This is a genomic window from Blautia coccoides, assembly GCF_034355335.1.
Classification (GTDB): domain Bacteria; phylum Bacillota; class Clostridia; order Lachnospirales; family Lachnospiraceae; genus Blautia; species Blautia producta.
The window spans coordinates 2,490,616-2,516,233 of record NZ_CP136422.1 but is presented as its reverse complement, the minus strand read 5'-3'; the positions used below and the strand labels follow the sequence as shown (position 1 = coordinate 2,516,233).

The following is a 25,618-nucleotide window of genomic DNA, read 5'->3' as shown; positions in this document are numbered from 1 at the left end:
TGAGATGTTCATAACTGCCGCAAACTTTTCTTTCACTATAACTGTAGCCTGCCCACCGGAATCACTGCCTCCGGTTTCTCCAAATGTTCCTGCAAAAATTTTTCCATCCATACCACATCACGCCATTGCCCGTCTTTATAGCCACATTTTGAAAAATGTCCCACGATCCGGTATCCCATTTTTTCATGAAATCCGATACTCTCCGGATTGGGATATGTGATACATGCATTGGCATTCGTTATATTCTGTTTTCTCAAAATATCCTCCAATGCTGTATAGAGCTGACGGCCTATGCCTTTTCCCTTGGCATTTTCTTTCAGATAAACCGTTGTCTCCACAGCCCAGTCATAAGCCGGCCTCCCTTTAAAAGGGGATGCGTATGCATAGCCAACGATTTCGCCGTTCTGCTCTGCGGCCAGGTATGGGTATTTCTTCAAAGTCTCCCTGATCCTTTTTGTAAATTCCTCCAGAGAAGGCACCTGGTATTCAAAAGTGATACAGGTATTTTCCACATACGGTTCATAGATTCCAAGAAGTGTAAAAGCATCATCCGGTTCTGCCATTCTGATGCGCAGATCATTTGCATTTTTATTCATAGACTTTCCATTTCCCTTTCCCATTTTTTTCTTCGTCGGCTTGAGGATATATTGTCCTGCTGTATTTTATCTGACTAAAGGAACCCCCTCGGTATATGGTCCTTTTTTCATCTGTTTCGTTAAAAGCATTCCGCATATAAAACTGTCTTGCCTTTTTATTGCAGGCTAAAGTCCATAGAGATATTTCACGCTTTTCCAATTCCCTTGCCTTGTTCACTGCAAAATCCACAGCCGCAGTACCTGCCCCTGAATTTCTAAAAGATTCTATCATATAAAGACTTTCTATCTCAATACAGCTTTCACTGATTGTCGATAGGAGCAGAATCCCGATTGGCGTCTCCCCTTTGAAAACCAGATAATCAAAAGAATCATCCTCATGCATTCTTCCTAAAAATTCTTTTTTTCTGACCTCAACAGATTGAGACAACAGGTATACCTCATCAAAAATCCCTCTATAGGACTGCTGCCAGGCTGTTGCATGGATATACGCCGCTGTTTCTATATCCGAAGCCTCCGCTTTTCTCAACGCAATTCCTTTCTTAAAACCATGGGACATCATATTCTTCAACCTCCCTGCATCCGGATTCACAGAATAACCGACAGCAGTGTCTGCATTTTCACGATACTTTTTATACATAACAGACAACTGCTGTATAGAGCTGTCGGCCTATGCCTTTTCTTTCCCTTCTATGAGCAAACGCGGCGTATGATATTTCAGAAATTCTGCCAATTCCACAGAATCTTTAACCTTTTGCTCCAATATAATACCGCCGAAGCCCAAGTTATCCATAGTGTGGAAATCGCTGCCGGATATCCGTCTCAAATCAGGATAGTCACAGATCCACTTTTCCAGAAGTTCATTCCGGTTCTCACCATTATGCCGCTGGTTAAACTCCACTCCATCCAGATATTCAGGATTTTGCGGTCTGCATGGCGGTCGGAACGGATGTGCCTGATACAGGACCGCCCCATTTTCATGGCATAATGCATACAGCTCCTTTTGGGACAGAAAACACAGATTGGGATGTGCAAACAGAAAATCCCGGTCTATCCCATAGATAAGAAAATCTTCTGCATAAGGTTCCAGGCGTATTTCGATTCCCAGTATTACAGTAAAACCACATTCCATACCGGTATCATACGCTTTGTCGTACCCTAAAAGATATCTTTCTATGCGCTGGCGGTCCGTACTACCAAAATCCTTTAAAAGGTCATTGTCAAAATGATCCGTTATCACAATACCGTCATAATCGGTACGGCTGTACGCCTTTACCACTTCCCTCGCAGAAATCTGTGCACATGGACTGCTTTCAGATGTGTGAGCGTGCATTTCCAGTTTCATAGTGTTACCTGTCTTATTAATACCATGGGACATCATATTCTTCAACCTTCCCTGCATCCAGATTCACAGAATAACCAGCAGCCGTGTCTGCTTTTTCATGATACTTTTTATACATGACAAACAGCAGAGAGTCCCCGTCATCTGAAACCCTGTCATACACTACCGTTACCTCATAAGGCCTGTCTGCCTCATTTTCATATTCGGCAGTATCACCTCCCAATACAGCATAGAAATTCCCCTTTGCATTATACATTTTTTCTGATGTTGTATACTGCTTCGAGAGTTCATTCTCATACAGGAAATCATAAGAGCTTTCCATCCTGCTGAAATAATCCTGATTTTCCTTATCTGTGTCTTCCCTGATCTGTTCCATCATTTCGCTTTCCTCAAGGGAATCCAACAGTTCATTGTAAGTCTGCTCCAAAGTTTTCTCTGTATGATCCGCATTCGTATAATAAGCTCTGTCCCTTTCCACCTGATCAGATTCCCCTGCACCGCCAAAAGCCAGGCTGCATAACCTTACACTGCCTTTCACTTCTATCTCTACCTGCAAAGCCCCGGTGAATTTTTCAAATATAGGGTCTTCTATGGCATCGGCTATCATCCCGGCAGCCTCTTTGGAAGCCTGTCTCATCTCCGCCTCACTATTCACAATAAGACGATATCCTGTGATCCCGTTCTCTTCCTCCTCACTCCACTTGGTGCAAAATCCTTTTTCCTCATACGTCTTTTTAAAATAATACGCCTGAATATTATCTATAAAATCATCTGAAAGTTCGCTGCCGGAACCGATGGGATATCTGAGAATGTGGACAGCTATATCCGGATATTTTTCGTTCCTGTATGCCCCTGAACTCTTTTCAAAATCCATTCCATATTTATCTTCCAGCAGTCTGATATCCCTCTCTTCATCCCACTCAAACTTTTTCCTGCCAAAGAAAGATATCTTATCCCAATATGTATAATCTGACGTATATCCCCCTGACTGCTCCGCCACACAAATCATACCCAAGCCGATATCATACTCTGTGGGAGAAGTGAACAGAAAGTAAAAAAAGCCGGCCAAAAACACGATCACCGCCAAAACAGCATAAATGACAGTCACCACCACAGCCAGCACTTTATACTTAATCCTGGTCAGATAATATCCGATCAGCAGAGCTGGAAAAAGAAAAGCCAAAACCCAAAACAGGGCCTGCACCCATATCCTGAACTCAACTCCAATCCCCTGCAGAATAAATTTTGCAAGGCAAAATCCCATTAAGCTTCCGAGATAAACGATCCAGGGAAGCACATACTTTGTCTTACGTTCCATACTGTCTCCTATCCGAAAAATACGGTTTCCAAAGTACCATACCCCATGCCGTTTTGGATTCTGACGGCATATTCATGACACAGTCTGTCAAAATAAGGAATCCATTCCTGTCTGCCGGATTTTTCAGCCAGAACACGCAGCAGCATTTTCAGTTTTCCTTCTGTTCTCTGCAGATCATCACCTGAAAAATACTGTTTCACTGCGTCCATATCCTGACTGCAGAGCGAAAGCTCTGAAAGACGCCTGTCAGCGATCATACATCCAAATGCTGTCACCAGCACCATCTCGCTGATATTTCCCATGTATGCAGTGCCGATCCGGCTCTGTATCCGCCCCAGCAGCTGCCTCACAGCCTGTTGGGGAAAACATTCCAAAAATCCTTTCTCCAATACTATATCACATAAATATTGATAAATGATATCTATTCCGCACATTTCTCCGCTGAAATTCACAGTCGGATAATCCAGTGTCAGCAAATGATCCTGTGGTCTGAATCTGGCATCGTAAAAGATAAAAAACGAGGGCATTCCTTCCGGGACAGTAGCCCTGTAATTGCTGCAGCCATAATCACAGAAATCTCTGCTCAGTTTGTCATAGATAGCTTTGGCCTTATGCACCTTTTCCACTACCCTGTCATAACCGATCTTATACGCGTCTTCCGCTTTCACTGCCTGTTTTCCCATTAATGCATTAGACGAAATATCGCCGCACTCCTTCACGCAATAGATCACTGCTTCCATCAGCATCTGTGCCGTATCATAAGTCACAGAGCTGCTTTCCTTGGAGGTATATTTATCTGCAAGCCATGCCGTTATAGGAAGCAATTCCTCTAATTGATATTCCATTTGCCATTTCCCCTTTCTGTCACAGATGACAACACTCCTCTACTCCCAGAACAACTCTTTCAGAACAGACTGATAAAGCTCTGCGTCCCACCGTGTCTCCTCACTGAATTCTTCATACTCATCTGCGCCCCCGCTCTTTGTGAATCCGCGATACCCTCCCCTGACAGCCTTTGAAAAACGTTCCAGACATGTATTTTCCAGATAATCCAAATCTCCGTAACACACGGATTCATACTGCTGCCTCATAAATGTCAGCAGCTCATCATCTGTCAGCTTATCCTGGGATTCATTTTTAAAATGATAAAAGATATCCTGCAGTCTGGTCAGGACTGCCAGATAGTTCTCCCTGCTGATATACTGGGAATCACAGAAGCTATAGACAAGTTTATCCAGAATCCCTTTGCCAAATTCTACCCTTCCGTACTTTTTCAGGCTTTCATCCCGGCTCACGATCAACGCTTTTGCTTCCTCCTTAGTGAGTGCCAATCCGAACATTTCCGTCTTTTGATTGTACGCGTCCAGCATTGCCAGTTCATCCCTCTGCCGATTCTTAGTCAACAGTTCAAAAATCTGTTTTTCCATGGACCATCCACCTGTTCTTTCTAAAATCATTTTACCGGTTTCTACAGCTATTCCATCTCTGCATTCACATTGTCACATTCCCTGTACCTGTGAATTGTAACGCTCATTATACAGCCCCAGTATTTCCATTACAAGCCTTGAAAAAAGCCCCTTTTTGTGGTAATATAATAGTGAAAAAGGAAGCAGAAAATAAATATCTGCTTCCTTTTTGTCACTTCTTTATTCTATTCTTTTGCCTTTAACGCCTCCACCATATTTATATGCGGAATCTTCCGCGATACTGCCAGACTGATCAACCAGGAGAGTGCCAAAGGCCCGGCTGCGCTGAAAATCCAGGACATTCCTTTTATAAATATGGGCACATCCATAGACTCTGGTATGGTTGACAGCATATATATCAGGAGTCCATATCCGGCGGGAAGTCCAAGCAGGATACCTGCAGCGGAAAGCCACACGTTCTGTTCCACCATGACACTGCGTATTTTCATATCGGCAAATCCCAGAACCTTCATAGTGGCGAACTCCCGGCCGCGCTCCAGATAAGACAGCACGCCCAGGTTATACAGCATGACGCCTCCCAGGATCACGGCACCCAATACCAGCAGGACGATCATCATGATCATCCCTTCCATCATGGCGTCTATCCCCTTTGTCAGATCACTTTGATGGGTAATACTGCACTCTTTTTCATAACCTGCGAATCCCCGGGCCGGTTCCTTTCCGATGATCCCGGTGGGCACAAAGACGCCCTGTTCTTTTTCAAAAGAACTTTTCATGATCGTGATTCCCTGGCTGAGAGGGGTGCGGATGACTGCCTCCACTTTCGAGTCCCTCCATCCCTTTTCCCCGGCCTGTTTCCAGGTCACTGTATCCCCTGTTTTCAGGCCCATACTGTCAGCGGTTTTCTTTGAAAGAGCTATGCCGTCACCAATCCCCACAAAATCATCCAGGCTGCCCGCCAGTTTTATATATTTTGTACTCTCCGGGACCGTAAGGCTGACCTCCTTTTCTTTTTTGCCATCCTTTATAACCGCGGATGTCTCCATCAAATACTCCCCCTCCGTACGCGAAAGCAATACTCTTTGCCCTTCTGTATCCGGCAGATTTGTAATTTTACACTCATAGCCCTGCTGTTTTGTGAAAGTCCATTCAGACAGGTTCTGAAAGGTATCAAACAGCGCAAAAGCGCAGAACAGCAGCGCTGTACATCCCAAAATACCGCACAGGGTCATAAAGCTGCGCAGCCGGTTTCTCTCCACATCACGAAGATTCCAGCGGCTGGAAAAGGGAAGGTGTCTGCATATTTCAGGCAGAGAGACAGTCCTTCTTCCGCTTTCCTCCCTGTAAAGACATTCGGATGCATTTCCTTTCAGATATTTTCTGCATATAACCAGACTGACTGTAATACAAAAAAGGACACAGATAACCGGCAGCAGCAGATAAACCGGCGGAAGATATCCGCCCCATTCCGGCAGCACATATATTTCTTTCATAAACGGATAGATGATTCCCGGCATCACTCTGCAGCCCAGAACACAGCCTGCAAGGGCACCACAGAAGCATATGGTACCGCTGTGGGACAGGTAATGGATCAACAGTTTTAGTCTGCTAAAGCCAAATGCCTTTAGGATTCCAATCTGTGTTCTCTGATTCCTCAGCATCCTGTGCATTGTGGTCATGACGATCATCACTGCGATCATTAAAAACGCGGAGGAAAATGCAGAACCAATGGTTTTATGCTGTTTGATCTCGTCCTGTACCATGGAAACTGTGGGATGTTTTTTCGCCTCCAGCACTGTCAGATCCGGATTTTCAAGTATTTCCCGCAGCAGTTTTGTGCTCTGTTTTTCTTTTGTTTTAACAGCAGCCTGATTTACAGAATAAAGTTCCTCAGACGGCAGAAGCCGGGGACTTATCCATGCAAATCCGTAAAGTCTGTGCTCAGGCATCATGCTGCCGTCCCGGACTCCATAGATGTATTCCGGACTGTCTGCCAGACCTACTATCTCTCCTGTGATCTCCAAACCTTGATAGGTAAGAGTCAGTCTGTCTCCGACCTTTAGATTATTTTCTTCCGCAAATGACGCGTCCAGCCAAATACCTTTTTTACTACTGTCAAAGGGTATCCCCTCTCTTATATACAGCTTTGATATTCTGTTGTCTTTTGCAAAAATACAGTCGAGAGAGGCGTCTTCTTGTCCCTGTATTCCCATGGGAACTGCCATTCTTCCCTCCGCTTCTGTCACTCTGGTATCCTGTTCCAGCTTCTCCAGTTCTTCTTTTGTAAAAGCTGTATCATATGCCCAGACATCCGCCAGATTCTGCGACCGGATATAGTCCTCAAAATGCTTTTTAAGTCCGCCCCACTCTCCCGTAATACCCGAATACAGAAAACATCCGAAGAACATCATGAGAAAGACAGCGGCAAACTGCACTTTATTTTTTCTGATATCTCGCAGCATCTTTCTAACAAGTATCACCATTCCACCTCTTCCACACTACACGGATCATCGCAGCATTCTATGCTTTTTATCTCTCCGCTCCTGATATGTATCACTCTGTCAGCCGCCCTTGCAATATTTGCATTATGAGTGACCACAAGCACAGTTTTCCCCTCTGACCTGCACAATTTCTGCAGCTCTGAAAGAACCATGCAGCCAGTCTCTGAATCCAGTGCCCCGGTGGGTTCGTCGCAGAGAAGGATATCCGGGTTTTTTGCGATAGCTCTTGCGATAGATACCCTCTGCTGCTCTCCTCCGGAAAGCTGTTCCGGAAACTTTTTTTCATGCCCGCTAAGTCCAATTTTCCGAAGTGCCTCACCGGCTTCAAGCGCATCTTTTTTCAGTTCACGCATAAGCTCCACATTTTCCTTTACTGTCAGGGTTGGGATCAAATTATAAAACTGAAAGACAAATCCAACCCTCTTAGCCCGGTATTTTGAAAGTTCTTTTTCAGACAGCTTTGCGATATCCTCCCCGGCAACCAGTATCTCCCCCTCATCTGCCCGGTCAATCCCCCCAAGCAGGTTGAGCATGGTGGATTTTCCCGCGCCGCTGGCGCCCAGTATGACTACAAATTCTCCCTCCTCAATGTCAAAAGAAACTTTTTTCAGTGCATAATTCTTTTGCTGTCCTGCCTTATAATATCTGCTCACATGCTTCAGCTCTACTATTTTCATTTTTCCTCTTTTCCGTTACTCAAAACGCCAGCACACAATACTTTAAATACCTTGACAAATTCTTTTTTAGACTCCTCTGTCCCTTTGTGCTCTGATAATACGTGGCGCACGCAGGCGATAAATGTATTCATAATGATATCCACATAAGCGGAATCATCGTCATCCATCCCCAGATGCCATGCCAAATGCTGTTTAAATTTATGTATGGCATCATCCCTGATCTTCACAAAGCGTGTTGTCCTTAAGTCAAATAATATCACAAGCCTCTCGTCCATGAGACACTGCATCTCATGATAATCCATCAGATTATCCAAATCATCCAGAAATTCCTGCATCTCTGACATTGTGAACAGCTCATCCTGCAATTTCATATGGTCGTCTATCATTTTCTTCACCTTTTCGACAGGCTCCCGCATAAGTTCTTCCAGAATGGCTTCTTTGTTTTCATAATAGTGATATATATTTCCCAGGGTTGTGTTGGCTTTTTTTGCAATTGTGCGCATAGAAGCCCCCTCATACCCGTGAATGAGAAATTCCTTCTGTGCTGCCTCTAATATGGTCTTCCTGATTTCGTCTTTTTTCGTCTGCACGCCCTGTCACCTCCTGCAAATATGATATCTGCTTTTTCATGCGGTTACAAGAACCTGATGCCTATAAAAATCAAAACTTAACGGCTGTTCATTTTTCTTATAGAAACCAGATATATTTTAACTGATAAATATACGAACCACATCCCATTTTTGTCCAAAAAATAAGACGGCAGCTTTGAATTATCCTCAAAACTGCCGCCTTATTAGAATGTTATTGGTAACTATTCAGTAGGTCTGCGCATTTACTGCGCTGACCGTAAATAAACGTTCTGCATACTTTTACTGTGCCGGGATCTTTATATGCACAGTGCTGTCATTTCACAACAGGATGTTCCTGGGCATATTTTCTTCCATAGGAATGCAGTTCGTCCATAACTATGCTGTTATTCCACTCCCGGAAACAGATTCCGTTTGGTATGGACGGATAAAATCTTCCTCCAGGACAATAGGTATCAATGGCTCTTCTGACTTCTGCCCGGATTTCTTCCTCCGTGATATTCTCAATATCCACTTTCGGGCCGTCAATACCTCCAACCATGGCAAGCTTTCCCTCTGTCACTCTCTGGATCTCCACGATATCGTTCTGTGCGATTGCCCCCTGCCAGATATCCACTCCGATTTCCACCATATCCGTTACGATCGGCTGACAGATACAGTCTGCATGATGCATATATATCATACCACAGGCATGAATGGTATCCGCAATCTCTTTTTGCAGAGGCTTGATAATTTCCCGCCATACCCTTGGCGGAAGAAAAACGTTTTGTTTGGAACCCCAGTCATCGTGATAAAAAATGATATCCGGATGTATCTGCTCCGCAACCATTTTGATATATTTCATTTTATAGTCTGCGATCACCCGGAGCAGCCCTGCCATTTCATCCGGATATTCCAGATAATTCACCAGCGCCTCTTCCATCCCCATCAGATGATGGGAGCGCTCAAACAGACCGCCGGCACACATAAATCCCACAAATTTTTCTTTTCTGTCTACTTTTGCCGCTTCCTCTTTCACAAGAGTCCAGTCCAAATGTTCCAAATCCGGCACCGTGAGCTGCTCTTCCCACTTTTCAATATCTTTGATAACTGCATTTTCCTTATTTACCCTTGGATGGGGGCCGGGCGCGCCTGGTTTAAAGATATAGACTGTTCCCCAGGAATCCTTATGCTCCAACCCATCCTGAGGACACATGTCCCCCATAAGCACAGGATCCGGAACAAGCACGATGGCGTCCATCAGATCACCATAAAAATCCGGCTGCTCCCTGTTATAAATTGCCATTGCATTTTCCCGCAGATTCATATTATTATTTCCTCCTTCATCTCTTTCTTTACGGTAACTATTCCGCGCTTCGGCTAAATCGTTACGTGTTACGGACATTTTCATAGTTCTATTGTATAACAATCCATGTTTTCAGAAAATGTTCAGACTGTATCTATTTTTCCAGTCCTTATATGCACTCTGCCCATTCTTTTTCTTGACAAATATCCTCATAAATAATAAGATTTTGACAAAGGAGTGCATTCATATGAAAATAAATCTGGATATCATCGCAGAAGAATTATCTGCTCTTTCCCCCAGGCGGGCAGGCAGACAAAAATCAGATACGGTCAAACACAACTTGCAGGGTGCCGGCCTGTATGAACCGCAAACAACCCTGTCACCGGAGATCTGTTATGCCGTCAGTGCTGACACCATAACAGAAACCTTTTTTTGTCCTTCCGGCATCACACTGGCTGTGATTGGAAACGCTGATGAAGATATGCTGAATGCATTCGATGCAGATATCCTTGTGCTGAACGCAGAGAATGCACACTGCACATTCAGCGATATGTTTAATGCGCTCAATTCGGTTTTCCTAAAATACCAGGCGATCCATGCGCGGCTCACTTCTGCGGTCATGAAAAACGCCCCGCTCCAGGAAATACTAAAAATCGGGGAAGAACTTTTCGGCAATCCTCTCATTCTTTTCGATAAGAATTACTGTATTTTAGGGGAAGCTGATTCACGCCTCAAGAAGCTGGAACTGGTCTGTGACAAATGGTCTGATTCAAAAATGCTCTCCATTGATATGGTCAATGCCATAAAGACTTCACCGGAATACCGCCGATCTTCCGCCTCCTCTGATATCTGTTTTGTTTCAGACGAATATTTTGCCTATAATACACTTTTTGTCCCTGTGGAGGGAAATACTTCTCCTTTGACAGCAGCCGTCATGGAGACAGACCGCCCTCTTACCCTGGTGCATCGGCAGCTTGCTCTATATTTTGCGGGAATCCTGCGTCTTGCTCTGGGGAGAAATCATTTAAGCTCGGGACATTCTCTGAGATTTGAAGATTTTTTAAAGGAACTTCTGTACGACACGCAGATCGAACAGGCTGTGATAGACCGCTATCTTTTGGCTATGAATTGGAAAAACGGGGATAACTATCTTCTGGTAACTTTTCAGACAAACCGTTTTGACAAAATCAATTCCATATACAACAATATCTGCGTCAATATTGAAAAACAGGTTGCGGAGAGCTTTGCCTTTTATTTTGAGGACAACCTGCTCACTGTCATCAATCTGGACCATGCACGTCTATCAAAGGCGGATGCGGTCCATAAGCTCTCTATTTTCCTCCGGGAAGGGCTGTTTCACGCCGGCATCAGTTACGTCTTCTTTGATTTCAGCACTTTTTCCAGCTATTATAAGCAGACATTGGGGGCTTTGGAGATGGGTGAAAAATATAGCCCCCATGAGTGGTGCTATGATTTTGAGGACTATGTGCTGCATTATTTTATGCATTACGGTACAAGCCGGATCGACGGAAGGCATCTGTGCCATCCCGGTGTAGTCCAGCTTTATATCCATGACTTAAAGAATAAAACAAACCTTCTGGAGACTTTAAGGACTTATCTGGAGCTGGGAGGCAATGCGGTTCTCACTGCACAGAAACTTTATATCCACAGAAATACCCTGTATCAGAGACTGAAAAAAATAAATGGCATCATCCATACCAATCTGGATGACGCCAATACAAGGCTGTTCATTATGATGTCCTATACTTTTGTGGATTTGCTTGGATTAAGTCCAGTGGAATCCTGACGCATTTTCTCCCAATCACTCTTCAACATGCGATATTCCATGCGTGTTTTCATTTTGCCGTCATGCCACTCATAGTCCACATGTTCTGCCTCTCTTATCATTCCGCATTTCTGCATAACACGCTCGGAGCCTCGGTTTTCTCTGAGGCATCCGGTGGTGATGCGGTATACACCATCCTGGGAAAAAGCAAATTCCATTACCTTTTCAAGCGCCTCAGTCACATAACCGCAACCCCAGTATTTCGGATATGTAAAATATCCCAGATGCACCAGTTTTCCTGCCGGAGTTGTATCCGTGACCGTATAACCAATGCTTCCAATCTGTTCTCCTGTATCTTTTTTCTGTATATGAAGAAAATATCTTTGCCTGTCCTTCTCCCGCATATCCAGAAGGATATTTCTAAAATTCTCTTCCGATTCCTCTCTGGAATGGTGTTGAATATCCCGAAGATAATACATCACCTGATCATCAGCCATAAGTCTGCTGTACTCTTCTGCATCGTTCTCTGTGTAATCCCGTAAGATGAGACGTTCTGTTTCCAGGTATATCATATGGGTATCTCCTGTGTTTTGTGCTTGTAGTGATTTTTGTGCTTATACTCCAGTGCGAAGCTGGAGACCTGGCTGAAAATGTTTTTCCCCAGCTTCAGCAGATTTCAATCCACCCCAGCGCAAAGCTAGAGACAAGGCCCCTGAGAACTTTGTGAAATCCGTCAAAATTTCAATCCACTCCGGCACAAAGCCAGAGACTAGTATCTTTGCATCTGCTATATTGATAATAATATTTCAATTCACTCCGGCACAAAGCCAGAGACCGGAGTCTGATACCTCTGCGCCTCCTGCTTTTGCTATTTCAATTCACTCCGGCACAAAGCCAGAGACGAATCTCTGTGCAGAATGCTATAACTGCATCAGAATTTCAATTCACTCCGGCACAAAGCCAGAGACGTGATGTCGCAAATAATATTGTGAAAGCAAGGCAATTTCAATTCACTCCGGCACAAAGCCAGAGACAGCCGGCCTCGCGCGAAAAGCCTGGGAATTTTATATTTCAATTCACTCCGGCACAAAGCCAGAGACGTATTGATTTATTATCTGTGTATACTGGATATGATTTCAATTCACTCCGGCACAAAGCCAGAGACCTCAATCTTTTTCCATGTATAAGTAGAAAATACAATTTCAATTCACTCCGGCACAAAGCCAGAGACGGCAATTTTATCCAAACACTCCCATTATTAATCACCATTTTTATACAAAATATCCAATTTTCCACTTACATCCCCTAATCCCATTACCAAAACAAATCACAAACCATTCTTTTATCAGTGCGAATCCCTCCATATATTTATGTTCACTTACCTTTCGCACTACCCTGTATTGTTTTATTATAACACCCTCCCTTCAATTATTCCAGAAACATTTTCTCCTATTCCCACCCCAAAGGATACTCGGAAGTTTGACAGCTGAACAAAAGAAAAACACCTGCAGGCCGCATAAAGCCTGTATTTTTTTGTCAAATTTTATCCATTTAGTTGTAGCTATTTATGGCTATATATGATATAATAAGGGCAGGAGGTGAGCAACATGAAACTTACAGTCAGCAAATCGAAAAATTCTGCATCCTTTTATGTCCAAAAAACGATTCGGAAACCCAACGGCAGCGTGACTACGATAACCGTGGAAAAACTCGGAAACCTAACAGAAGTTACCGCTAAGGCTGGCGGAAAAGATCCCTACGTGTGGGCACAGGAGTACGTCAACGAATTGAACCGCAGGGAGTATGATGAAAACAAAGAGATCATTGTCAGCTATTCCCCTTCCAGGCTTCTCAAAAAGGGGGAGCAAAAACTTTTCAACTGCGGCTACCTCTTTCTACAGAGCATTTACTATAGTCTGGGACTGGATAAGATCTGCAGGGATATCTCATCCCGTCATTCTTTTGAATATGACCTGAATGATGTCCTCTCAAAACTTATTTATACCAGAATACTTTTCCCCTCTTCAAAGCTCTCTTCCAATAAACAGGCTGCCAAATTCGTAGAACAGCCAACCTTTGAACTTCATGATATCTACCGCGCGCTTTCTGTCCTTTCAGAAGAGAACGATTTTATACAGGCACAGCTTTACAAAAACAGCCAAAAAGCCATAGAACGCAGAAAGGATATCCTTTACTATGACTGCACGAATTACTTCTTTGAACTGGAAGAGGCCGATGACCTGCGCCGGTACGGAAAAAGTAAACAACACCAGCCTCTTCCTATCGTGGGCATGGGGTTATTTATGGATTATGACGGGATTCCACTGGCCTTCGATATTTATCCCGGAAACCAGAATGAGCAGCCCACCCTGAAGCCCTTGGAGAAGAAGGTGCTCCAGGATTATGGCCTTGGACAGGTTGTTGTCTGCACGGATGCCGGGCTTTCTTCAAAAACAAACAGGAAGTTCAATGACAGGACACTTGGCGGGGTACAGATCCGCAGCTTTATTACCACACAGTCCGTCAAACAGCTTCCCGGATACCTCAAAGATTTCGCACTTGATCCGGCCGGATGGCATCTTGCAGGTTCTGACAAGTCTTTCAGTCTTGATGAGATTGATGAAACCAGAGATTACAATAAGATTTTTTACAAAGACCGCTGGATCAAAGAAGACCTTTCCCAAAGGAAAATCAAAAGCGGTACAAAACCTTTAGAACAGCACCTGATCATTTCATTTTCATTGAAATATAAAAACTACCAGAGGAAAATCAGGAACGGGCAGGTGGAACGGGCCCTGCAGCTTATTGACAGCGGGAACTACAAGCAACGGCCCAAAAACCAGAATGATCCCCACCGGTTTATATCCAGAGATAAAGCAACGAAAGACGGGGAAATCTGCTCCGAAGAGAGGGTTTACCTGAATACAGATGCCATTCAGGAAGAGGAACGCTATGATGGTTTCTATGCCGTATGTACGAACCTTAACGACATGGGAGTAGATGAGATTGTAAGAATCAATAAGAAACGCTGGGAGATTGAGGAATGTTTCCGGATTATGAAGACCGGCTTCAGGGCCCGTCCTGTATATCTTCAGACAGAAGACCACATCCGTGCCCATTTCATCACATGCTTTATCGCCCTTGTAGTATACCGGACACTTGAAAAGAAGCTGGATGAAAAATATACCTGCGAGGAAATCCTGAGCACACTGAAAAGTATGGTTATGGCCCGTCCCGGCGAAAAGATGGGTTACACTCCTGTATATACAAGAACAGATCTCACGGATGCCCTGCATGAATCAGCAGGTTTCCGTACGGATTATCAGATCATAACCGATGTAAATATGCGTAAAGTAATACGTACATCCAAGAAGAAAAAGTAATAATATATAGCTACATTTTTAACTACTAAAAAATCCGTAGGAAGCCTTGTTTAAGGCATTCTACGGATTTTAGCTGTCAAAGATGGGATTATAACACCCTCCCTTCAATTATTCCAGAAACATTTTCTCCTATTCCCACCCCAAAGGATACTCTTCTCAAAAATATTTTTGATATTCCCCGTCCGGGAATTCTCCTTCTAGTCCCAGGGCTCTAGAGTGTGTTTAAAAATTGCTTTCGGCAAGCTGTGCGTCTTTGACCCTGATGAGGGAGGCGTAGCGGGCTACGTTGACCGAATTGGGGGCAAATATACCGCAAAGTGGGGCATGCAGATTGTCGGAATGAATTTTCAAACACACTCTGGGCCACATGCCTGTCTCCGCTGTTATAAATCCCATTATCATCCCCATATGGGTGTGCAAATGCCTGTGTTAAATCGCGTATACTTACACCCTTCCGGTCTCAGTAACAGTTCTTCATCCTCCAGTCTCCCGGTATAATCCTTAATTTTCTTCTCCACATCCCCGAAATAGACGCTTACTTCTTTACGAGAAAGTGTTTTTTTAGTAACCACATCCAGATTATTTAAATCTTTCACATGAATTTCCGGTTCTTTGTACTCCGTATCATCTGGATTTATAAACCATAAATCCAGAGAATGCAGCATATGATACACATGTTTCCACAAAGGCATTCCGCAATATTCCTTTTCCCAAATCGCGTCCGGAATACACGCCATCACATTTCCAACTTCCCACAAGGCCCTGTCTGTCTGCTCTCTGATGACCTCCGAATATTTCCCGTACTCCATAACTGAATCCCTTCTATTCTGCATACAGTCTCCGCACCAGCTCATCATACCCGGAACTGCCGTCCAATATATTCTTATAGGTACTTATCCAGCACGGCTGAAACCCTGCCCGAAATGCAGCAGCCTGGGACGCTGCGTTTGAGGAGGCCGCGCAGTAGATAGGAAGGATATCTCTTTCCAGAATATCATGCATCAGATGATTTACAAGCACAGATGCCAGTCCACCCTTACGATACTTTTCCATCACATCCACACCAATTTCCCAAACTCTGTCAGATTCTATGGACGCTCCGGCAAGCCCTGCGATCTCCCCGTTCCTCTCCGCGTAAAATACTATATGTGTACCTGTTCTGCCCCTCTCATCAAACATCAGGGAATTGTCAAATCCTTTTATCCCCAGAAGCTGTCCCAGTGCGTCCCCTTCCAGCTCCCTGTATGTATATCCCGGCAAAAGCTCTGTTCTCCGGTTCCCTTTTGCGTCCGGTATGTAATAGATCGACTGCCCATAAAGAAGAGGACATTCAAAAATCTCCTCCCGGCTTTTCCCGGTCAGCAGCTTTTTGGCAATTGGCCGGACAGACGGTGACACCGCCGCAACAATGGTCTCCCCAAGACTGATGACTTGGAAAAATGGATTCTGATACCCCTCTGCCCTTTTCCCTGCATTATGGAATACAAGACCTCTCTGTTCAAAAATCTCTGTTTCGCATTCTAAAAAATCCGCCAGATGCCCTTTGACAACTGCCATCATTTCTATCTTATCCATCTATACCTCCCTATCCTATCCGATCCTATACCTCATATCAGTGTAGATTGCCTCTCCATCCTCAAATCCCAATTTCTTATAAAGCCCATACCCCTCTTTTGTTGCTTTCAGATCCACATAGCTTAGGTCCATTTTCTCTGCTTTTTTCAGCAGCATCTCCATAAGCTGCCCGGCGATTCCCTGTCTTCTGTAAGCAGGCTCTGTATAAACATTGAGCACCGTTCCATTTTTACCGCTGATACAGTCAGGCTTTGCCGGACGCTCTGTCACCAGCAAAAAAGCGGACGACGCCATTTCCCCCTGCGCATCCACAGCCACGAACACATGAAGGTCACGCCCCAGATGCCGCGCAAAATATCCCGGCAGTTGTCTGCGTATGACCTCCGCAGTTCCGTGTTCCAATTCTCCATGCTCATCCTTCAGATATGCCATTCTTATCTCCGTAAGAGCTTGCGTCTCCTCCCGGTCTGCCATCCGCAAAACAACTTTCCCCATAACTGTGGGGCACACATATTTTTCTCCCGGAATCTCTATTCTGTCCCTGATAGATATCTGCTCCTCTGTCATTCTATACTCCCAGCTCTTTTTTCAGATCTTCCGCGTACTTTTTCTGCTGCTTTTTCAGATACATATTTGCAGCAAATTTCATAAATGGTTTCTTCATCTCCACTTCTTCTGTAAAATCTATCTCCGTTCCGTTTCCGCTCTCCCGAAGCAGACCAGTCCAATGGCCCCTCATATTTTCATTTTCCATATCAAATTCATACCGGCTAAACGGCACCTTCCTGGTGATGGTAAAGGTGGTTGGATATCCGTTTTTTGTATACTCCACAAAAGTCTTTCCGTCACCCATCTCTTCGATCCTGCTCAGATCACTGCGCCAGTTGTAATTCTTATTATCCGTGATCACCTTCCAAACCTGTTCCGCGCTGGCGGACAGGTGGATCTTCATATTTGCTTTTGCCATATCTGCCTCCGTTTACACTTTTTTACCAGTCTACCGCCTGCCGTCCTCCTTGTCAAATCAGAACTGGTTTTCCCACAAAAAAAAGCGTCTGCCTCCGTTTTCCGGATGGCAGACGCCGAAATATTTTAGTACAAGATCACATCACCAGACCGCACACAATATACAGCACTGTGGCAATCGACGCTGTCACCAGCGCATAGGGAAGCTGTGTCTTCACATGGGAGAACAGGTCTGTGCCCACGGACATGGAGGACAGGATCGTTGTATCTGAAATAGGAGAACAGTGATCTCCAAAAATACCGCCTGAGACAACCGCTCCGATAGCCAGCAGAATATTGGAATCCATAGCAACTGCCATAGGAATGGCAATTGGCATCATGATGGAGAAAGTTCCCCAGCTTGTACCTGTGCTGAATGCCATAACTGCGCCCAGAAGGAATATGATAGCAGGTCCGAAAGCACCGCTGATCCTTCCTCCGATCAGGCTTGCAAGGAAGGTACCTGTACCCAATGTCTTGATCACACCGCCGATTGCGAATGCCAGTACCAGCAGGATAACAAGCGTGAGCATATTGCTGACACCTCTCAGCACATAATCCCCAAACTGTTTTCCGGTCATGATCTTCTGCCTTGTATAGAGCACACCCATAACAAGCAGTGTAATGGTAACTGCATAGAGGATGGAAGTAGTTCCGTCACCCTGTGTGATGTTTCCTTTTCCTGTGATAAGCAGGCCGGTGAAGGTTCCGCCGATCAGTACGATAAGAGGAAGCATCATGTTCCATTTATTCTCTTTTCCCTGCTCTACCAGCTCATCAAATCCTTCACTGTCGTTTAGCAGAGGAACAACGCCGTCGTCATACAGCTTACCTGTAGTACGCACACGTTCCTCAGCCTTTTTCATGGGTCCCCAGTCTTTTCCGCTTAGTATATAGAACAATACCATAACCAGAGATACAATACTGTAGAACTGGAACGGAAGGCTGCGGATCAGAAGATTCATGGGGTCTCCGGTGATCACGCCTGCAGTGATCTCTGCCCCGATGAGTCCCATGAGCATAGCGCCCCAGGAGTTCAGCGGAATAATGGCATTGATGGGAGCTGATGTGGAGTCACAGATATAAGCCAGTTTTTCTCTGGAAACTTTATATTTGTCGATCAGTGGTCTTGTCACAACGCCGGTGAACATGATACTTAAAAGACCGTCAATGAAAATAATGATACCGATGATATAGGCGATCATCATAGCCATTTTTTTACTTTTTACCTTATTGCCCTGCTCTGTCAGATACGTCACAAAGCCATTGACGCCGCCTGACACACGCACCAGAATAACAAATGCGCCCATCAATGTGGTGAACAGAAATGTTTTCAGGTTACCGGTATCTGCGCATACGCTCAAAATCTGGTTCACCATCTCATTTACAGCGGTGATGGGATTCCATCCGCACAGGATCAGTTCTCCTGAAAAGATACCAATCAGCAGAGCAAGCGCCACCTTCCGAAACGCGATGGCAAATGCAATGGCAATGATTGGCGGAATTAATGTCAAAAAACCGTAATCCATAATAGTCCCTCCTCTTTCATGTCAATACTGGGCAAACAAAGAGCCAAAACCTCCTGTATGCAGATAGCAGACAGGCCCTTTTGTCTTTCCCTTTTCCAGCCAGTCCCTCATGCCGACCAGAACTTTACTGTTATAGATATTTTCAATAAAAATACCCTCTGCCCTGGCAAATTCAAAGATTTCCCGGGCACTCTCGCTGGTATTCACACCCCAGCCCTGTCCCCGGAAACCATCCTCAATACTGCAGAGCTCTTCCACAGGTTTCCCTGCGGGTATTCCCGTTATGGCCTCCACTTCCCCCACAGTATCCGCAATGTGTTTTCTCAGGTTTTCTCTGTCATCCTCCACACTTACGATAACGATACGGAAGGGATTCCCCATAACTGCATTTCCATACACCAGCCCTGCTGCCACGCCGCCATTTCCGCCCGGTGCAAAAATGGTCATGCCGCTGATGCCCTGCTCCCTGCACTGCTTCATAAGCTCCGGTACTGCTGCCGTATAACCCAGAGCACCTCTTCCTGTGGTCGCGCCATTTCTCACCACATAGGGATTTCTCCCCTCTTTGCGGTATTTTTCAAAAAGCTCTTCCACAAAAGCATTGCGGACATCTGAGTCCACTTCTCCTAGGAAATGGGATTTCACTCCGAGGATCTGGTTCAGCAAAAGATTGCCCTCTTTTTTCTCCGGCTCTGCTCCATTGTGGACCAACTCACAGTCCAGTCCCAGCTTAGCGCAGGCCGCAGCAGTCAGAGTACATAGATTGGATTGGGCGGGTCCTGCAGCCAGGATCACTCTGCTTCCTTCTTTTACTGCCTCTCCCAGTATGTATTCCAGGCTTCTAATCTTATTGCCCCCGGGGCCGATACCTGTCATATCATCACGTTTGATATAAATGTCTCTGCAGCCCCATTGCTCCTCCAGCCTGTGCAGGCGGTGAAGCGGTGTGGGTGCCGGCATCAGCGGTACACGTTCTGTCTTCTCCAAAAAAGTCTCCAGCGGACGCATGCTTCTTTCCCCCTTTCTAACGCTCAGCGATCACCTCAACTTCACAGAGTACCCCCTTTGGCAGCGTCTTCACTGCAACACAGGAACGGGCAGGATTGGTGGTAAAGTATTTTGCATAAACCTCATTAAAAGCGGCAAAATCCTTCATGTCTGCAAGAAAACAGGTGGTCTTGATCACTTTTTCAAAACTGCTTCCCCCTGCTGCAAGCACCTGACCCACATTTTCAATAGACTGCTTTGCCTGAGCGGTGATCTCTGCCTCCACTACCTCTCCGGTAGCCGGGTCAATGGGAATCTGTCCTGAAGTAAACAAAAGTCCACTTATCCTCATTCCCTGTGAATATGGGCCGATTGCAGCCGGTGCCTTTTCTGTACTGATAATTTCCATAATTTCAGTCCCCCATTTCTCTGTCGTTTTATCATATTAAAGAGTATATCACTAAACTATTTTTTAGTCAATAGATATTTTTTCATTCTTTTACGATTTTGAATGAAATATTTTTCAGTCCAGGTTGCGTTTCCCCTGCAAAAAAGTTATAATAGGAAAAAGGAGGATCTTACCATGAATTACCTTATCCTTACAGAAACAGACAAAGCGATTTTAGAATCATATAAGACAGTCCTGGACGGACTTGCAGAATATTTAGGAGACGGATACGAACTGATTCTTCACAGCCTGGAGAATCTGGAACACTCTGTCATAAAGATCATTAACGGCCACTACACCGGACGTGTGGAGGGCGCCCCTATCACAGATCTGGCTTTAAAAATGCTGGATAATATCCGTCAGAAAAAAGAGCCGGCTGCTCTTTGCTATTTTAACAAAAAGAACGGCAACACCTTAAAATCCGCCACTATCCCAATCCTTGGGGAAAAGAAACGGATCATCGGCCTTCTCTGCATCAATTTTCACACAGAGGTCTCCTTTGCCAGCATTCTGGCAAGCTTTACCCCGGCAAGCAGCATCGTCCCCGGTGTGACAGAGACCTTCAGTGACAACGTAGATGACCTGATCACCTCCGCTCTGGACGAGGCCAAGAACAAGGTATACGCCAACCCCATGATCTCCACCACCAATAAAAATAAGGAGATCATCCATCTCCTGTACGAAAAAGGCATCTTCAATATGAAAGACGCTGTTATTAAAGTATCGGAAAGCCTCGGCATTTCAAAAAATACTGTTTATCTCCACCTGCGGAATCTGGAAAAGGAAAATAATACATAAAGAACCTTTCCATATCTGCCTGCTGTCATGTAATCAAAAAGTGCCGGACAGAAACTTTTGCTTTTCTGCCCGGCACTTCTATTATACCCTCTATTCTATTATGCTCTCTGTTCTATTCCAGAACCTCTGTCTTCTTTTTCTCATTCCTTTTGTAAACAGTACCAAATATCCCCAGAGATACCAGGATCACCGCTGCCATAAGAATACTCTGAATGGTGGAGTAAAAAGCCCCGCAGACCACAGCAAGACACATAGCCAGCGCAAAGGGAACCACAGCTACTTTCAAATTCTTCATAAGTACCGGAATCACAAGCGGTCCCACAAGTGCGGGAAAGATATTGTCAAAGGCCGGACTTACCACCGGATTTGTAAGAAGCGGCGTCATGATGGGCGCTAAAAACAGCATTCCGCAAAATACAATGACGGTAGTGACAAAGGAGGATGTGGCAACAGCCAGAATGGATACCACACGTCCCTTCTCGCTCCCTTCTTCACAATCCATAATGCGCATGGCATTTAACGCTGCCGGGAGCTTCATATTCTGGATATTTCCCGTGGAAGAAGCCAGATATACGGCTCCCGGCCCGATGATAGGCGCCATGGACAATTTCTCGCAGATACCTGTGATCATGAAGATAAGCGCAATGGGCGCTGCCACCACGAGCATTTCCTTCACATTGATATTCAGTTTGAATACGGCGCAGACCGATATGGGCACCAGCAGAAAAAACGCCCACACGATCAGTGTTGTGGTGATTCCCAGGTTATGTATGCGATTGTTAAAGGAATTCCCCTCCTGCGGGGAGGATTTCATTTTTTTCATATCTGTGTTCCTCCTATTTGATCAGACTTGTCACCAGACAGGCCATTGCCATACCGGATATCATACTGATTGAAAACGCAAATTCCTTTAGCTGCTTCCATCGCTTTGACATCCTGTCCATTAGTACCATGACCACAGCAGACACCGCTATGGTGGAGAGAGAGACCACATTTTTCACATCCACAAGATAAGGGGCTGCCAGGGTTGCCATCATACCCAAAAACATAATGTTGGGTACCAGCGCTCCAAAAGATTTTTTATTTGTGGTGATACTCTGCATTTTTTTATCATACTTTTTCAGGACCAGCGCAGACATACTGGATAAAAATACTCCTAGTGTCACCACCCACATTATAGACCCGAACACATCTGGGGAAAAATCAGCGCTTCCAAGGCTGCTGAACCCATAAGAGGTGACTGCCATATTAGCCGCCATAGTCTCATAGGTGGCGGAACCGATAACGCTTAACCGAAGCCAGGGAAAGTATTTCCCGAGGGCCGGCAGTAAGATCATATAGCTGATGATGATCGGAAGTGACGGCACAATGGAAAATACGGTGCTGCTCTTTACCACCTTCAGAAGATCCGCTTTTGTGAATCCAATGCGGATGGCCTCCTTCCATGCTGCCCTGAAAAAGATAGCTGCCTGGACAAGAACCACAAGAATAGCCAGTCCGCATATAAAAAACATGACACTGCTGTTTGCCACAAAAGAATACTGTTTGTTCAAAATATTTCCCCCTCTCTCAAAATGCCCCTGCCTGTACTTCAGCCGGGATCACGCTGTGATACTCAAATCCGTTCTTAGCCTTTTCCATATCTTCCCTGGCTTTTTTGGCTATTTGGGGATTTTCCATTATATCCAGTGTTGTTCTGGCAATGACCGAAGCCGCAGCCTCCATACCTCTTTTTGCGATCCCCGATTTTCCCTGGGCCACTGCCAGCCAGGAATGGGCAGGGGTTCCCAGGGCGTAACAGGCACTTCCAAACCAGGCAGTCGGCACTGTCCAGCTCACGTCACCCACATCGGTAGAGCCCATCTTGACAGGAACCGGAGGAAATATGGTATCCGCCATGGCTCCCCGGAAAAACGCATTTCCCTTTTCCCCATAAAACTGTTTCGCAAGCCCCTGGTATGTCTTCCAGTCACCGGGGTCTCCCACCTTATGGAATTTCTCTGCGCAGACCATCTCCTCCTCCGTATATTTCAACGGATAGATTTCCCGGATATGGCTGAACACCAACTGGTCCAGTGTCTTATTCTGCAGGACATCCGAATAGGCACTCACCACTCGGATCTCCACCTTTGTCTCTGTCATCATGGCAGCACCCTCTGCCACCTTGCTGACCCTTTTGATCAGCTTATGCAGCTCCTCAGTTCCCGGCGCACGGACGGAATAAAGTACCTGGGCATAAGCCGGAACCACATTGGGAGCCTCCCCGCCTGAATTGGTCACTGCATAGTGTACCCGCGCCTCGGGTATCATGTGCTCTCTCAGATAATTGACCCCCACATTCATCAGCTCCACCGCATCCAGAGCGCTTCTGCCCAAATGCGGTGCCGCCGCCGCATGTGCGCTCACACCATGGAAGTCAAAGAAGATCCGGGCATTTGCCAGCGTGGAGATGGAGCTGAAATTGGCAGAATAGGGATGCCAGGCCAGGCAGATGTCACATGCATCAAAACAGCCCTCCCTCACCATAAAAGCTTTGCCGGCTCCGCCTTCCTCACCGGGACAGCCATAGTAGATCACAGTGCCGTCCATTGGGTTTTTCATGAGATAATCTTTTACCGCCACGGCAGCTTCCATACCTCCGGTGCCCAGAAGATGATGCCCGCAGCCATGCCCGGGTGCCCCTTCTTTTTCAGGCATTTTTTCGGTCACATCCGCTTTCTGGGACATTCCGGGAAGGGCATCATATTCTCCCAATATGCCGATCACAGGGTGTCCGGAACCAAACTTTGCACAAAATGCGGTCTCTATTCTCCCGATTCCCTCCTCAATGTCAAAGCCCTCTGTGCGCAAAGTCTCCATTTGCAGCCCGGCGGACTGCTTTTCCTGAAAACGTGTCTCCGCAAACTCCCAGATCCTGTCACTGATATTTTCAAATACTGCCCTTTTTTCCTCCAGCAGTTTGTCAAGCATTTCATATTTCATAAGATATCCTCTCGTTTCCGGCACCGGGCCTTTTCTCTTTTTCTTTTTTTACAAGCAAATCCTCTCCATTGGCGGGAAGAAGTATTTTCATCAAAACTTTGTTCCAAAGCCTTGGCAGATCCCTGCGCTCTTTCGGGTCAAGGCCATACTGAAAAGCTCCGTTTGTTTTTTCATCAAATAATACCCGTTCAAAGGGTACCAGTCTGCAGTCATAGCTTTCATCCTGTTTCTCCTCAGCAAGTATATAGACAGGAAGAAGCCGGAAGTCATGTATACGGCAGGTGCAGTCTGTACTGCCTTTTTCATATCCCTTGGCGATCCTGAACTTTACCACATAGGTAAGCTTGGAGTCTTTTGTAAGGGGATGATAGCTCACAAAATCACCCATGGAGTACAGGATAAGACTTCCCTTATAGTTTTCCATCTGCTGACACACATGGGGATGTCCCCCGATTATCACATCAATCCCCATGTCTGCCAGTTTGTGACCGGCCTCTATGATGTTTTTATGAGGATACAGTTCAAATTCCCAACCCCAGTGAACAGAGGCCACGATCACATCCGCGCCTTTTTCTTCTGCCCTCTTTATATGGCGTTTTACCAGTGAAAAATCAGGTTCTCTGTCATTAAATCTGACCTCATTGATCAGCGCTTTGTTATCATAGTGATTCCCATTCATATCAAAAGTGTAAGACAGCATAGCAATGCGTATGCCGTTCTTCTCTATGATCAGCACATCCTCCTGTTCCCTGCTGTTGCGGTTGGTACCGGAATGAAAGCATCCTCTCCTTTTTAAATTGTCCAGGGTTGTGTACAGACCTTCCTCGCCGTAATCAAAGCAATGGTTATTGGCAGTGGAAAAATAATTAATGCCTGCTCCTCCCTGCCAGAAACGGTCCAGCATGGACTCAGAAGTATTCATTTTCGCAGGCATTCCCATCACCTGATTCCTGCCCAGAGGTGCTTTGTCATAGACTGTGGATTCCAGATTGGCACAGGTAATGTCAGCGCCAAAATAAAAATCTGCAATTTCATCAAACAGATGGGGCGTATTTTCATAGGTCAGGCAGTCCACAGCCATCAGATCCCCTGCTGCTGACAGGGAGATTTCTGTCTGAACCTGAAAATCCTCCGGCAGGGAGAATTCCATTCTATGTTCAGAAAAATACGCCTCGATCCCCGAATGCTTTTCTGCCGTCTCAAGCTGGTGCACCCAGCAGCGGTATGCCCATTTCAGTTTCTCAAATGTGTTGTCTGCCACATCATACACATCCTTTACCGGCTGCGGGTACCTGAACTGATCCCACATCACTACACTGGCTGCCCTGGCAAGCCACTGAATGGGTTTTGATGTTTTATATTTCATTTTCCCTCCTGCTTTCTCTGTCTTTCGGC

General features: G+C 45.4%; 25 protein-coding genes, 2 pseudogenes and 1 CRISPR repeat array. Of the genes and pseudogenes, 4 read left to right on the top strand and 23 right to left on the bottom strand.

The features are described from left to right. Nucleotides 1-35: 35 nt before the first annotated feature. From BLCOC_RS11185 to BLCOC_RS11140, 10 genes are all read right to left on the bottom strand, one after another. A complete protein-coding gene (locus BLCOC_RS11185) occupies nucleotides 36-596 on the bottom strand; it encodes a GNAT family N-acetyltransferase (protein WP_115625592.1) in 561 nt (186 codons plus the stop codon). Further along, on the bottom strand, nucleotides 589-1,233 hold the full coding sequence (locus tag BLCOC_RS11180; protein WP_115625318.1) for a GNAT family N-acetyltransferase: 645 nt from the start codon (nucleotides 1,231-1,233) through the stop codon (nucleotides 589-591). Before BLCOC_RS11180 ends, BLCOC_RS11185 begins: the two co-directional genes overlap by 8 nt. A gap of 30 nt (nucleotides 1,234-1,263) precedes the next feature. After that, nucleotides 1,264-1,938: a PHP domain-containing protein gene (locus BLCOC_RS11175; RefSeq protein ID WP_044954044.1), complete on the bottom strand. Its 675-nt coding sequence runs from the start codon at nucleotides 1,936-1,938 to the stop codon at nucleotides 1,264-1,266. A gap of 16 nt (nucleotides 1,939-1,954) precedes the next feature. Beyond that, a complete protein-coding gene (locus tag BLCOC_RS11170) occupies nucleotides 1,955-3,253 on the bottom strand; it encodes a YybS family protein (protein ID WP_115625317.1) in 1,299 nt (432 codons plus the stop codon). Between the two features lie 8 nt (nucleotides 3,254-3,261). Beyond that, complete coding sequence (locus BLCOC_RS11165) at nucleotides 3,262-4,098, bottom strand: DUF6179 domain-containing protein (RefSeq protein WP_115625316.1); 837 nt, start codon at nucleotides 4,096-4,098, stop codon at nucleotides 3,262-3,264. A gap of 39 nt (nucleotides 4,099-4,137) precedes the next feature. After that, nucleotides 4,138-4,680, bottom strand: coding sequence for a DUF6323 family protein (locus tag BLCOC_RS11160; RefSeq protein WP_115625315.1), 543 nt, complete (start codon nucleotides 4,678-4,680; stop codon nucleotides 4,138-4,140). A 224-nt stretch (nucleotides 4,681-4,904) separates the two neighbouring features. Then, complete coding sequence (locus BLCOC_RS11155) at nucleotides 4,905-7,163, bottom strand: ABC transporter permease (RefSeq protein ID WP_115625314.1); 2,259 nt, start codon at nucleotides 7,161-7,163, stop codon at nucleotides 4,905-4,907. Next, nucleotides 7,157-7,858 carry an ABC transporter ATP-binding protein gene (locus tag BLCOC_RS11150; RefSeq protein WP_115625313.1) on the bottom strand — a complete coding sequence of 234 codons (702 nt, stop codon included), beginning with the start codon at nucleotides 7,856-7,858 and terminating at the stop codon, nucleotides 7,157-7,159. The genes BLCOC_RS11155 and BLCOC_RS11150 overlap by 7 nt, the downstream gene beginning before the upstream one ends. Further along, nucleotides 7,855-8,448: a TetR/AcrR family transcriptional regulator gene (locus tag BLCOC_RS11145; protein WP_018596050.1), complete on the bottom strand. Its 594-nt coding sequence runs from the start codon at nucleotides 8,446-8,448 to the stop codon at nucleotides 7,855-7,857. Before BLCOC_RS11145 ends, BLCOC_RS11150 begins: the two co-directional genes overlap by 4 nt. Before the next feature lie 313 nt (nucleotides 8,449-8,761). Continuing rightward, entirely contained in the window at nucleotides 8,762-9,751 is a 990-nt protein-coding gene (locus BLCOC_RS11140; RefSeq protein WP_115625312.1) for a uroporphyrinogen decarboxylase family protein, read from the bottom strand. Between the two features lie 226 nt (nucleotides 9,752-9,977). On the opposite strand from BLCOC_RS11140, the gene BLCOC_RS11135 reads away from it, so the two are divergent. Next, entirely contained in the window at nucleotides 9,978-11,537 is a 1,560-nt protein-coding gene (locus tag BLCOC_RS11135) for a PucR family transcriptional regulator (RefSeq protein WP_165907332.1), read from the top strand. Here the strand turns inward: BLCOC_RS11135 and BLCOC_RS11130 are convergent. Next, nucleotides 11,492-12,088 (bottom strand): GNAT family N-acetyltransferase, encoded by a 597-nt coding sequence (locus BLCOC_RS11130; RefSeq protein ID WP_115625310.1) that lies wholly within the window; start codon nucleotides 12,086-12,088, stop codon nucleotides 11,492-11,494. The two genes, BLCOC_RS11135 and BLCOC_RS11130, sit on opposite strands and share 46 nt — an antisense overlap. Before the next feature lie 101 nt (nucleotides 12,089-12,189). Further along, nucleotides 12,190-12,747: direct repeats of the CRISPR family, unit length 32 nt; unit sequence ATTTCAATTCACTCCGGCACAAAGCCAGAGAC. Between the two features lie 376 nt (nucleotides 12,748-13,123). Here BLCOC_RS11130 and BLCOC_RS11125 point away from each other — a divergent pair. Together BLCOC_RS11125 and BLCOC_RS27570 are read left to right on the top strand one after the other, a co-directional pair. Continuing rightward, nucleotides 13,124-14,899 (top strand): IS1634 family transposase, encoded by a 1,776-nt coding sequence (locus BLCOC_RS11125; protein WP_115623156.1) that lies wholly within the window; start codon nucleotides 13,124-13,126, stop codon nucleotides 14,897-14,899. A gap of 216 nt (nucleotides 14,900-15,115) precedes the next feature. After that, nucleotides 15,116-15,208, top strand: a pseudogene (locus BLCOC_RS27570) (DUF6783 domain-containing protein); the annotation flags it as partial. Here BLCOC_RS27570 and BLCOC_RS27565 read toward each other — a convergent pair. From BLCOC_RS27565 to BLCOC_RS11080, 8 genes and pseudogenes are all read right to left on the bottom strand, one after another. Beyond that, nucleotides 15,185-15,268: pseudogene (locus tag BLCOC_RS27565) on the bottom strand (DUF6783 domain-containing protein); the annotation flags it as partial. The pseudogenes BLCOC_RS27570 and BLCOC_RS27565 overlap by 24 nt on opposite strands. A gap of 29 nt (nucleotides 15,269-15,297) precedes the next feature. Then, a complete protein-coding gene (locus BLCOC_RS11110) occupies nucleotides 15,298-15,708 on the bottom strand; it encodes a hypothetical protein (protein ID WP_322255276.1) in 411 nt (136 codons plus the stop codon). 13 nt (nucleotides 15,709-15,721) lie between these two features. Continuing rightward, nucleotides 15,722-16,474 carry a GNAT family N-acetyltransferase gene (locus BLCOC_RS11105; RefSeq protein WP_018596046.1) on the bottom strand — a complete coding sequence of 251 codons (753 nt, stop codon included), beginning with the start codon at nucleotides 16,472-16,474 and terminating at the stop codon, nucleotides 15,722-15,724. A gap of 15 nt (nucleotides 16,475-16,489) precedes the next feature. Further along, entirely contained in the window at nucleotides 16,490-17,041 is a 552-nt protein-coding gene (locus tag BLCOC_RS11100) for a GNAT family N-acetyltransferase (protein ID WP_115625309.1), read from the bottom strand. Nucleotide 17,042: 1 nt separating this feature from the next. Beyond that, the gene (locus BLCOC_RS11095; protein ID WP_018596044.1) at nucleotides 17,043-17,441 is read right to left on the bottom strand and encodes an SRPBCC family protein; all 399 of its coding nucleotides are present in this window, start codon (nucleotides 17,439-17,441) and stop codon (nucleotides 17,043-17,045) included. A 136-nt stretch (nucleotides 17,442-17,577) separates the two neighbouring features. Continuing rightward, a complete protein-coding gene (locus tag BLCOC_RS11090) occupies nucleotides 17,578-19,008 on the bottom strand; it encodes a Na+/H+ antiporter NhaC family protein (RefSeq protein ID WP_018596043.1) in 1,431 nt (476 codons plus the stop codon). A 21-nt stretch (nucleotides 19,009-19,029) separates the two neighbouring features. Further along, nucleotides 19,030-19,995: a 1-aminocyclopropane-1-carboxylate deaminase/D-cysteine desulfhydrase gene (locus BLCOC_RS11085; protein WP_162149839.1), complete on the bottom strand. Its 966-nt coding sequence runs from the start codon at nucleotides 19,993-19,995 to the stop codon at nucleotides 19,030-19,032. Nucleotides 19,996-20,032: 37 nt separating this feature from the next. Further along, entirely contained in the window at nucleotides 20,033-20,404 is a 372-nt protein-coding gene (locus tag BLCOC_RS11080; RefSeq protein WP_018596041.1) for a RidA family protein, read from the bottom strand. 174 nt (nucleotides 20,405-20,578) lie between these two features. Here BLCOC_RS11080 and BLCOC_RS11075 point away from each other — a divergent pair, with 174 nt between their 5' ends. Further along, a complete protein-coding gene (locus tag BLCOC_RS11075) occupies nucleotides 20,579-21,241 on the top strand; it encodes a helix-turn-helix transcriptional regulator (RefSeq protein ID WP_018596040.1) in 663 nt (220 codons plus the stop codon). Between the two features lie 112 nt (nucleotides 21,242-21,353). Here BLCOC_RS11075 and BLCOC_RS11070 read toward each other — a convergent pair whose 3' ends face one another. The 4 genes from BLCOC_RS11070 to BLCOC_RS11055 are packed head-to-tail and all read right to left on the bottom strand — an operon-like array spanning nucleotide 21,354 to nucleotide 25,589. Continuing rightward, the gene (locus tag BLCOC_RS11070) at nucleotides 21,354-22,064 is read right to left on the bottom strand and encodes a hypothetical protein (RefSeq protein WP_018596039.1); all 711 of its coding nucleotides are present in this window, start codon (nucleotides 22,062-22,064) and stop codon (nucleotides 21,354-21,356) included. A 13-nt stretch (nucleotides 22,065-22,077) separates the two neighbouring features. Beyond that, nucleotides 22,078-22,794, bottom strand: coding sequence for a DUF5058 family protein (locus BLCOC_RS11065; RefSeq protein WP_018596038.1), 717 nt, complete (start codon nucleotides 22,792-22,794; stop codon nucleotides 22,078-22,080). A 16-nt stretch (nucleotides 22,795-22,810) separates the two neighbouring features. After that, nucleotides 22,811-24,223 (bottom strand): M20 family metallopeptidase, encoded by a 1,413-nt coding sequence (locus BLCOC_RS11060; protein WP_115625308.1) that lies wholly within the window; start codon nucleotides 24,221-24,223, stop codon nucleotides 22,811-22,813. After that, nucleotides 24,213-25,589, bottom strand: a complete 1,377-nt coding sequence (locus tag BLCOC_RS11055; protein WP_115625307.1) for a CapA family protein — start codon at nucleotides 25,587-25,589, stop codon at nucleotides 24,213-24,215. Before BLCOC_RS11055 ends, BLCOC_RS11060 begins: the two co-directional genes overlap by 11 nt. Between the last annotated feature and the right edge of the window lie 29 nt (nucleotides 25,590-25,618).

Bases quoted from the DNA above. Each gene is read 5' to 3' on its own strand.
- BLCOC_RS11185 (WP_115625592.1), bottom strand. From the start codon at position 596: ATGAATAAAAATGCAAATGATCTGCGCATCAGAATGGCAGAACCGGAT.
- BLCOC_RS11180 (WP_115625318.1), bottom strand. From the start codon at position 1,233: ATGTATAAAAAGTATCGTGAAAATGCAGACACTGCTGTCGGTTATTCT.
- BLCOC_RS11175 (WP_044954044.1), bottom strand. From the start codon at position 1,938: ATGAAACTGGAAATGCACGCTCACACATCTGAAAGCAGTCCATGTGCA.
- BLCOC_RS11170 (WP_115625317.1), bottom strand. From the start codon at position 3,253: ATGGAACGTAAGACAAAGTATGTGCTTCCCTGGATCGTTTATCTCGGA.
- BLCOC_RS11165 (WP_115625316.1), bottom strand. From the start codon at position 4,098: ATGGAATATCAATTAGAGGAATTGCTTCCTATAACGGCATGGCTTGCA.
- BLCOC_RS11160 (WP_115625315.1), bottom strand. From the start codon at position 4,680: ATGGAAAAACAGATTTTTGAACTGTTGACTAAGAATCGGCAGAGGGAT.
- BLCOC_RS11155 (WP_115625314.1), bottom strand. From the start codon at position 7,163: ATGGTGATACTTGTTAGAAAGATGCTGCGAGATATCAGAAAAAATAAA.
- BLCOC_RS11150 (WP_115625313.1), bottom strand. From the start codon at position 7,858: ATGAAAATAGTAGAGCTGAAGCATGTGAGCAGATATTATAAGGCAGGA.
- BLCOC_RS11140 (WP_115625312.1), bottom strand. From the start codon at position 9,751: ATGAATCTGCGGGAAAATGCAATGGCAATTTATAACAGGGAGCAGCCG.
- BLCOC_RS11135 (WP_165907332.1), top strand. From the start codon at position 9,978: ATGAAAATAAATCTGGATATCATCGCAGAAGAATTATCTGCTCTTTCC.
- BLCOC_RS11130 (WP_115625310.1), bottom strand. From the start codon at position 12,088: ATGATATACCTGGAAACAGAACGTCTCATCTTACGGGATTACACAGAG.
- BLCOC_RS11125 (WP_115623156.1), top strand. From the start codon at position 13,124: ATGAAACTTACAGTCAGCAAATCGAAAAATTCTGCATCCTTTTATGTC.
- BLCOC_RS11110 (WP_322255276.1), bottom strand. From the start codon at position 15,708: ATGGAGTACGGGAAATATTCGGAGGTCATCAGAGAGCAGACAGACAGG.
- BLCOC_RS11105 (WP_018596046.1), bottom strand. From the start codon at position 16,474: ATGGATAAGATAGAAATGATGGCAGTTGTCAAAGGGCATCTGGCGGAT.
- BLCOC_RS11100 (WP_115625309.1), bottom strand. From the start codon at position 17,041: ATGACAGAGGAGCAGATATCTATCAGGGACAGAATAGAGATTCCGGGA.
- BLCOC_RS11095 (WP_018596044.1), bottom strand. From the start codon at position 17,441: ATGGCAAAAGCAAATATGAAGATCCACCTGTCCGCCAGCGCGGAACAG.
- BLCOC_RS11090 (WP_018596043.1), bottom strand. From the start codon at position 19,008: ATGGATTACGGTTTTTTGACATTAATTCCGCCAATCATTGCCATTGCA.
- BLCOC_RS11080 (WP_018596041.1), bottom strand. From the start codon at position 20,404: ATGGAAATTATCAGTACAGAAAAGGCACCGGCTGCAATCGGCCCATAT.
- BLCOC_RS11075 (WP_018596040.1), top strand. From the start codon at position 20,579: ATGAATTACCTTATCCTTACAGAAACAGACAAAGCGATTTTAGAATCA.
- BLCOC_RS11070 (WP_018596039.1), bottom strand. From the start codon at position 22,064: ATGAAAAAAATGAAATCCTCCCCGCAGGAGGGGAATTCCTTTAACAAT.
- BLCOC_RS11060 (WP_115625308.1), bottom strand. From the start codon at position 24,223: ATGAAATATGAAATGCTTGACAAACTGCTGGAGGAAAAAAGGGCAGTA.
- BLCOC_RS11055 (WP_115625307.1), bottom strand. From the start codon at position 25,589: ATGAAATATAAAACATCAAAACCCATTCAGTGGCTTGCCAGGGCAGCC.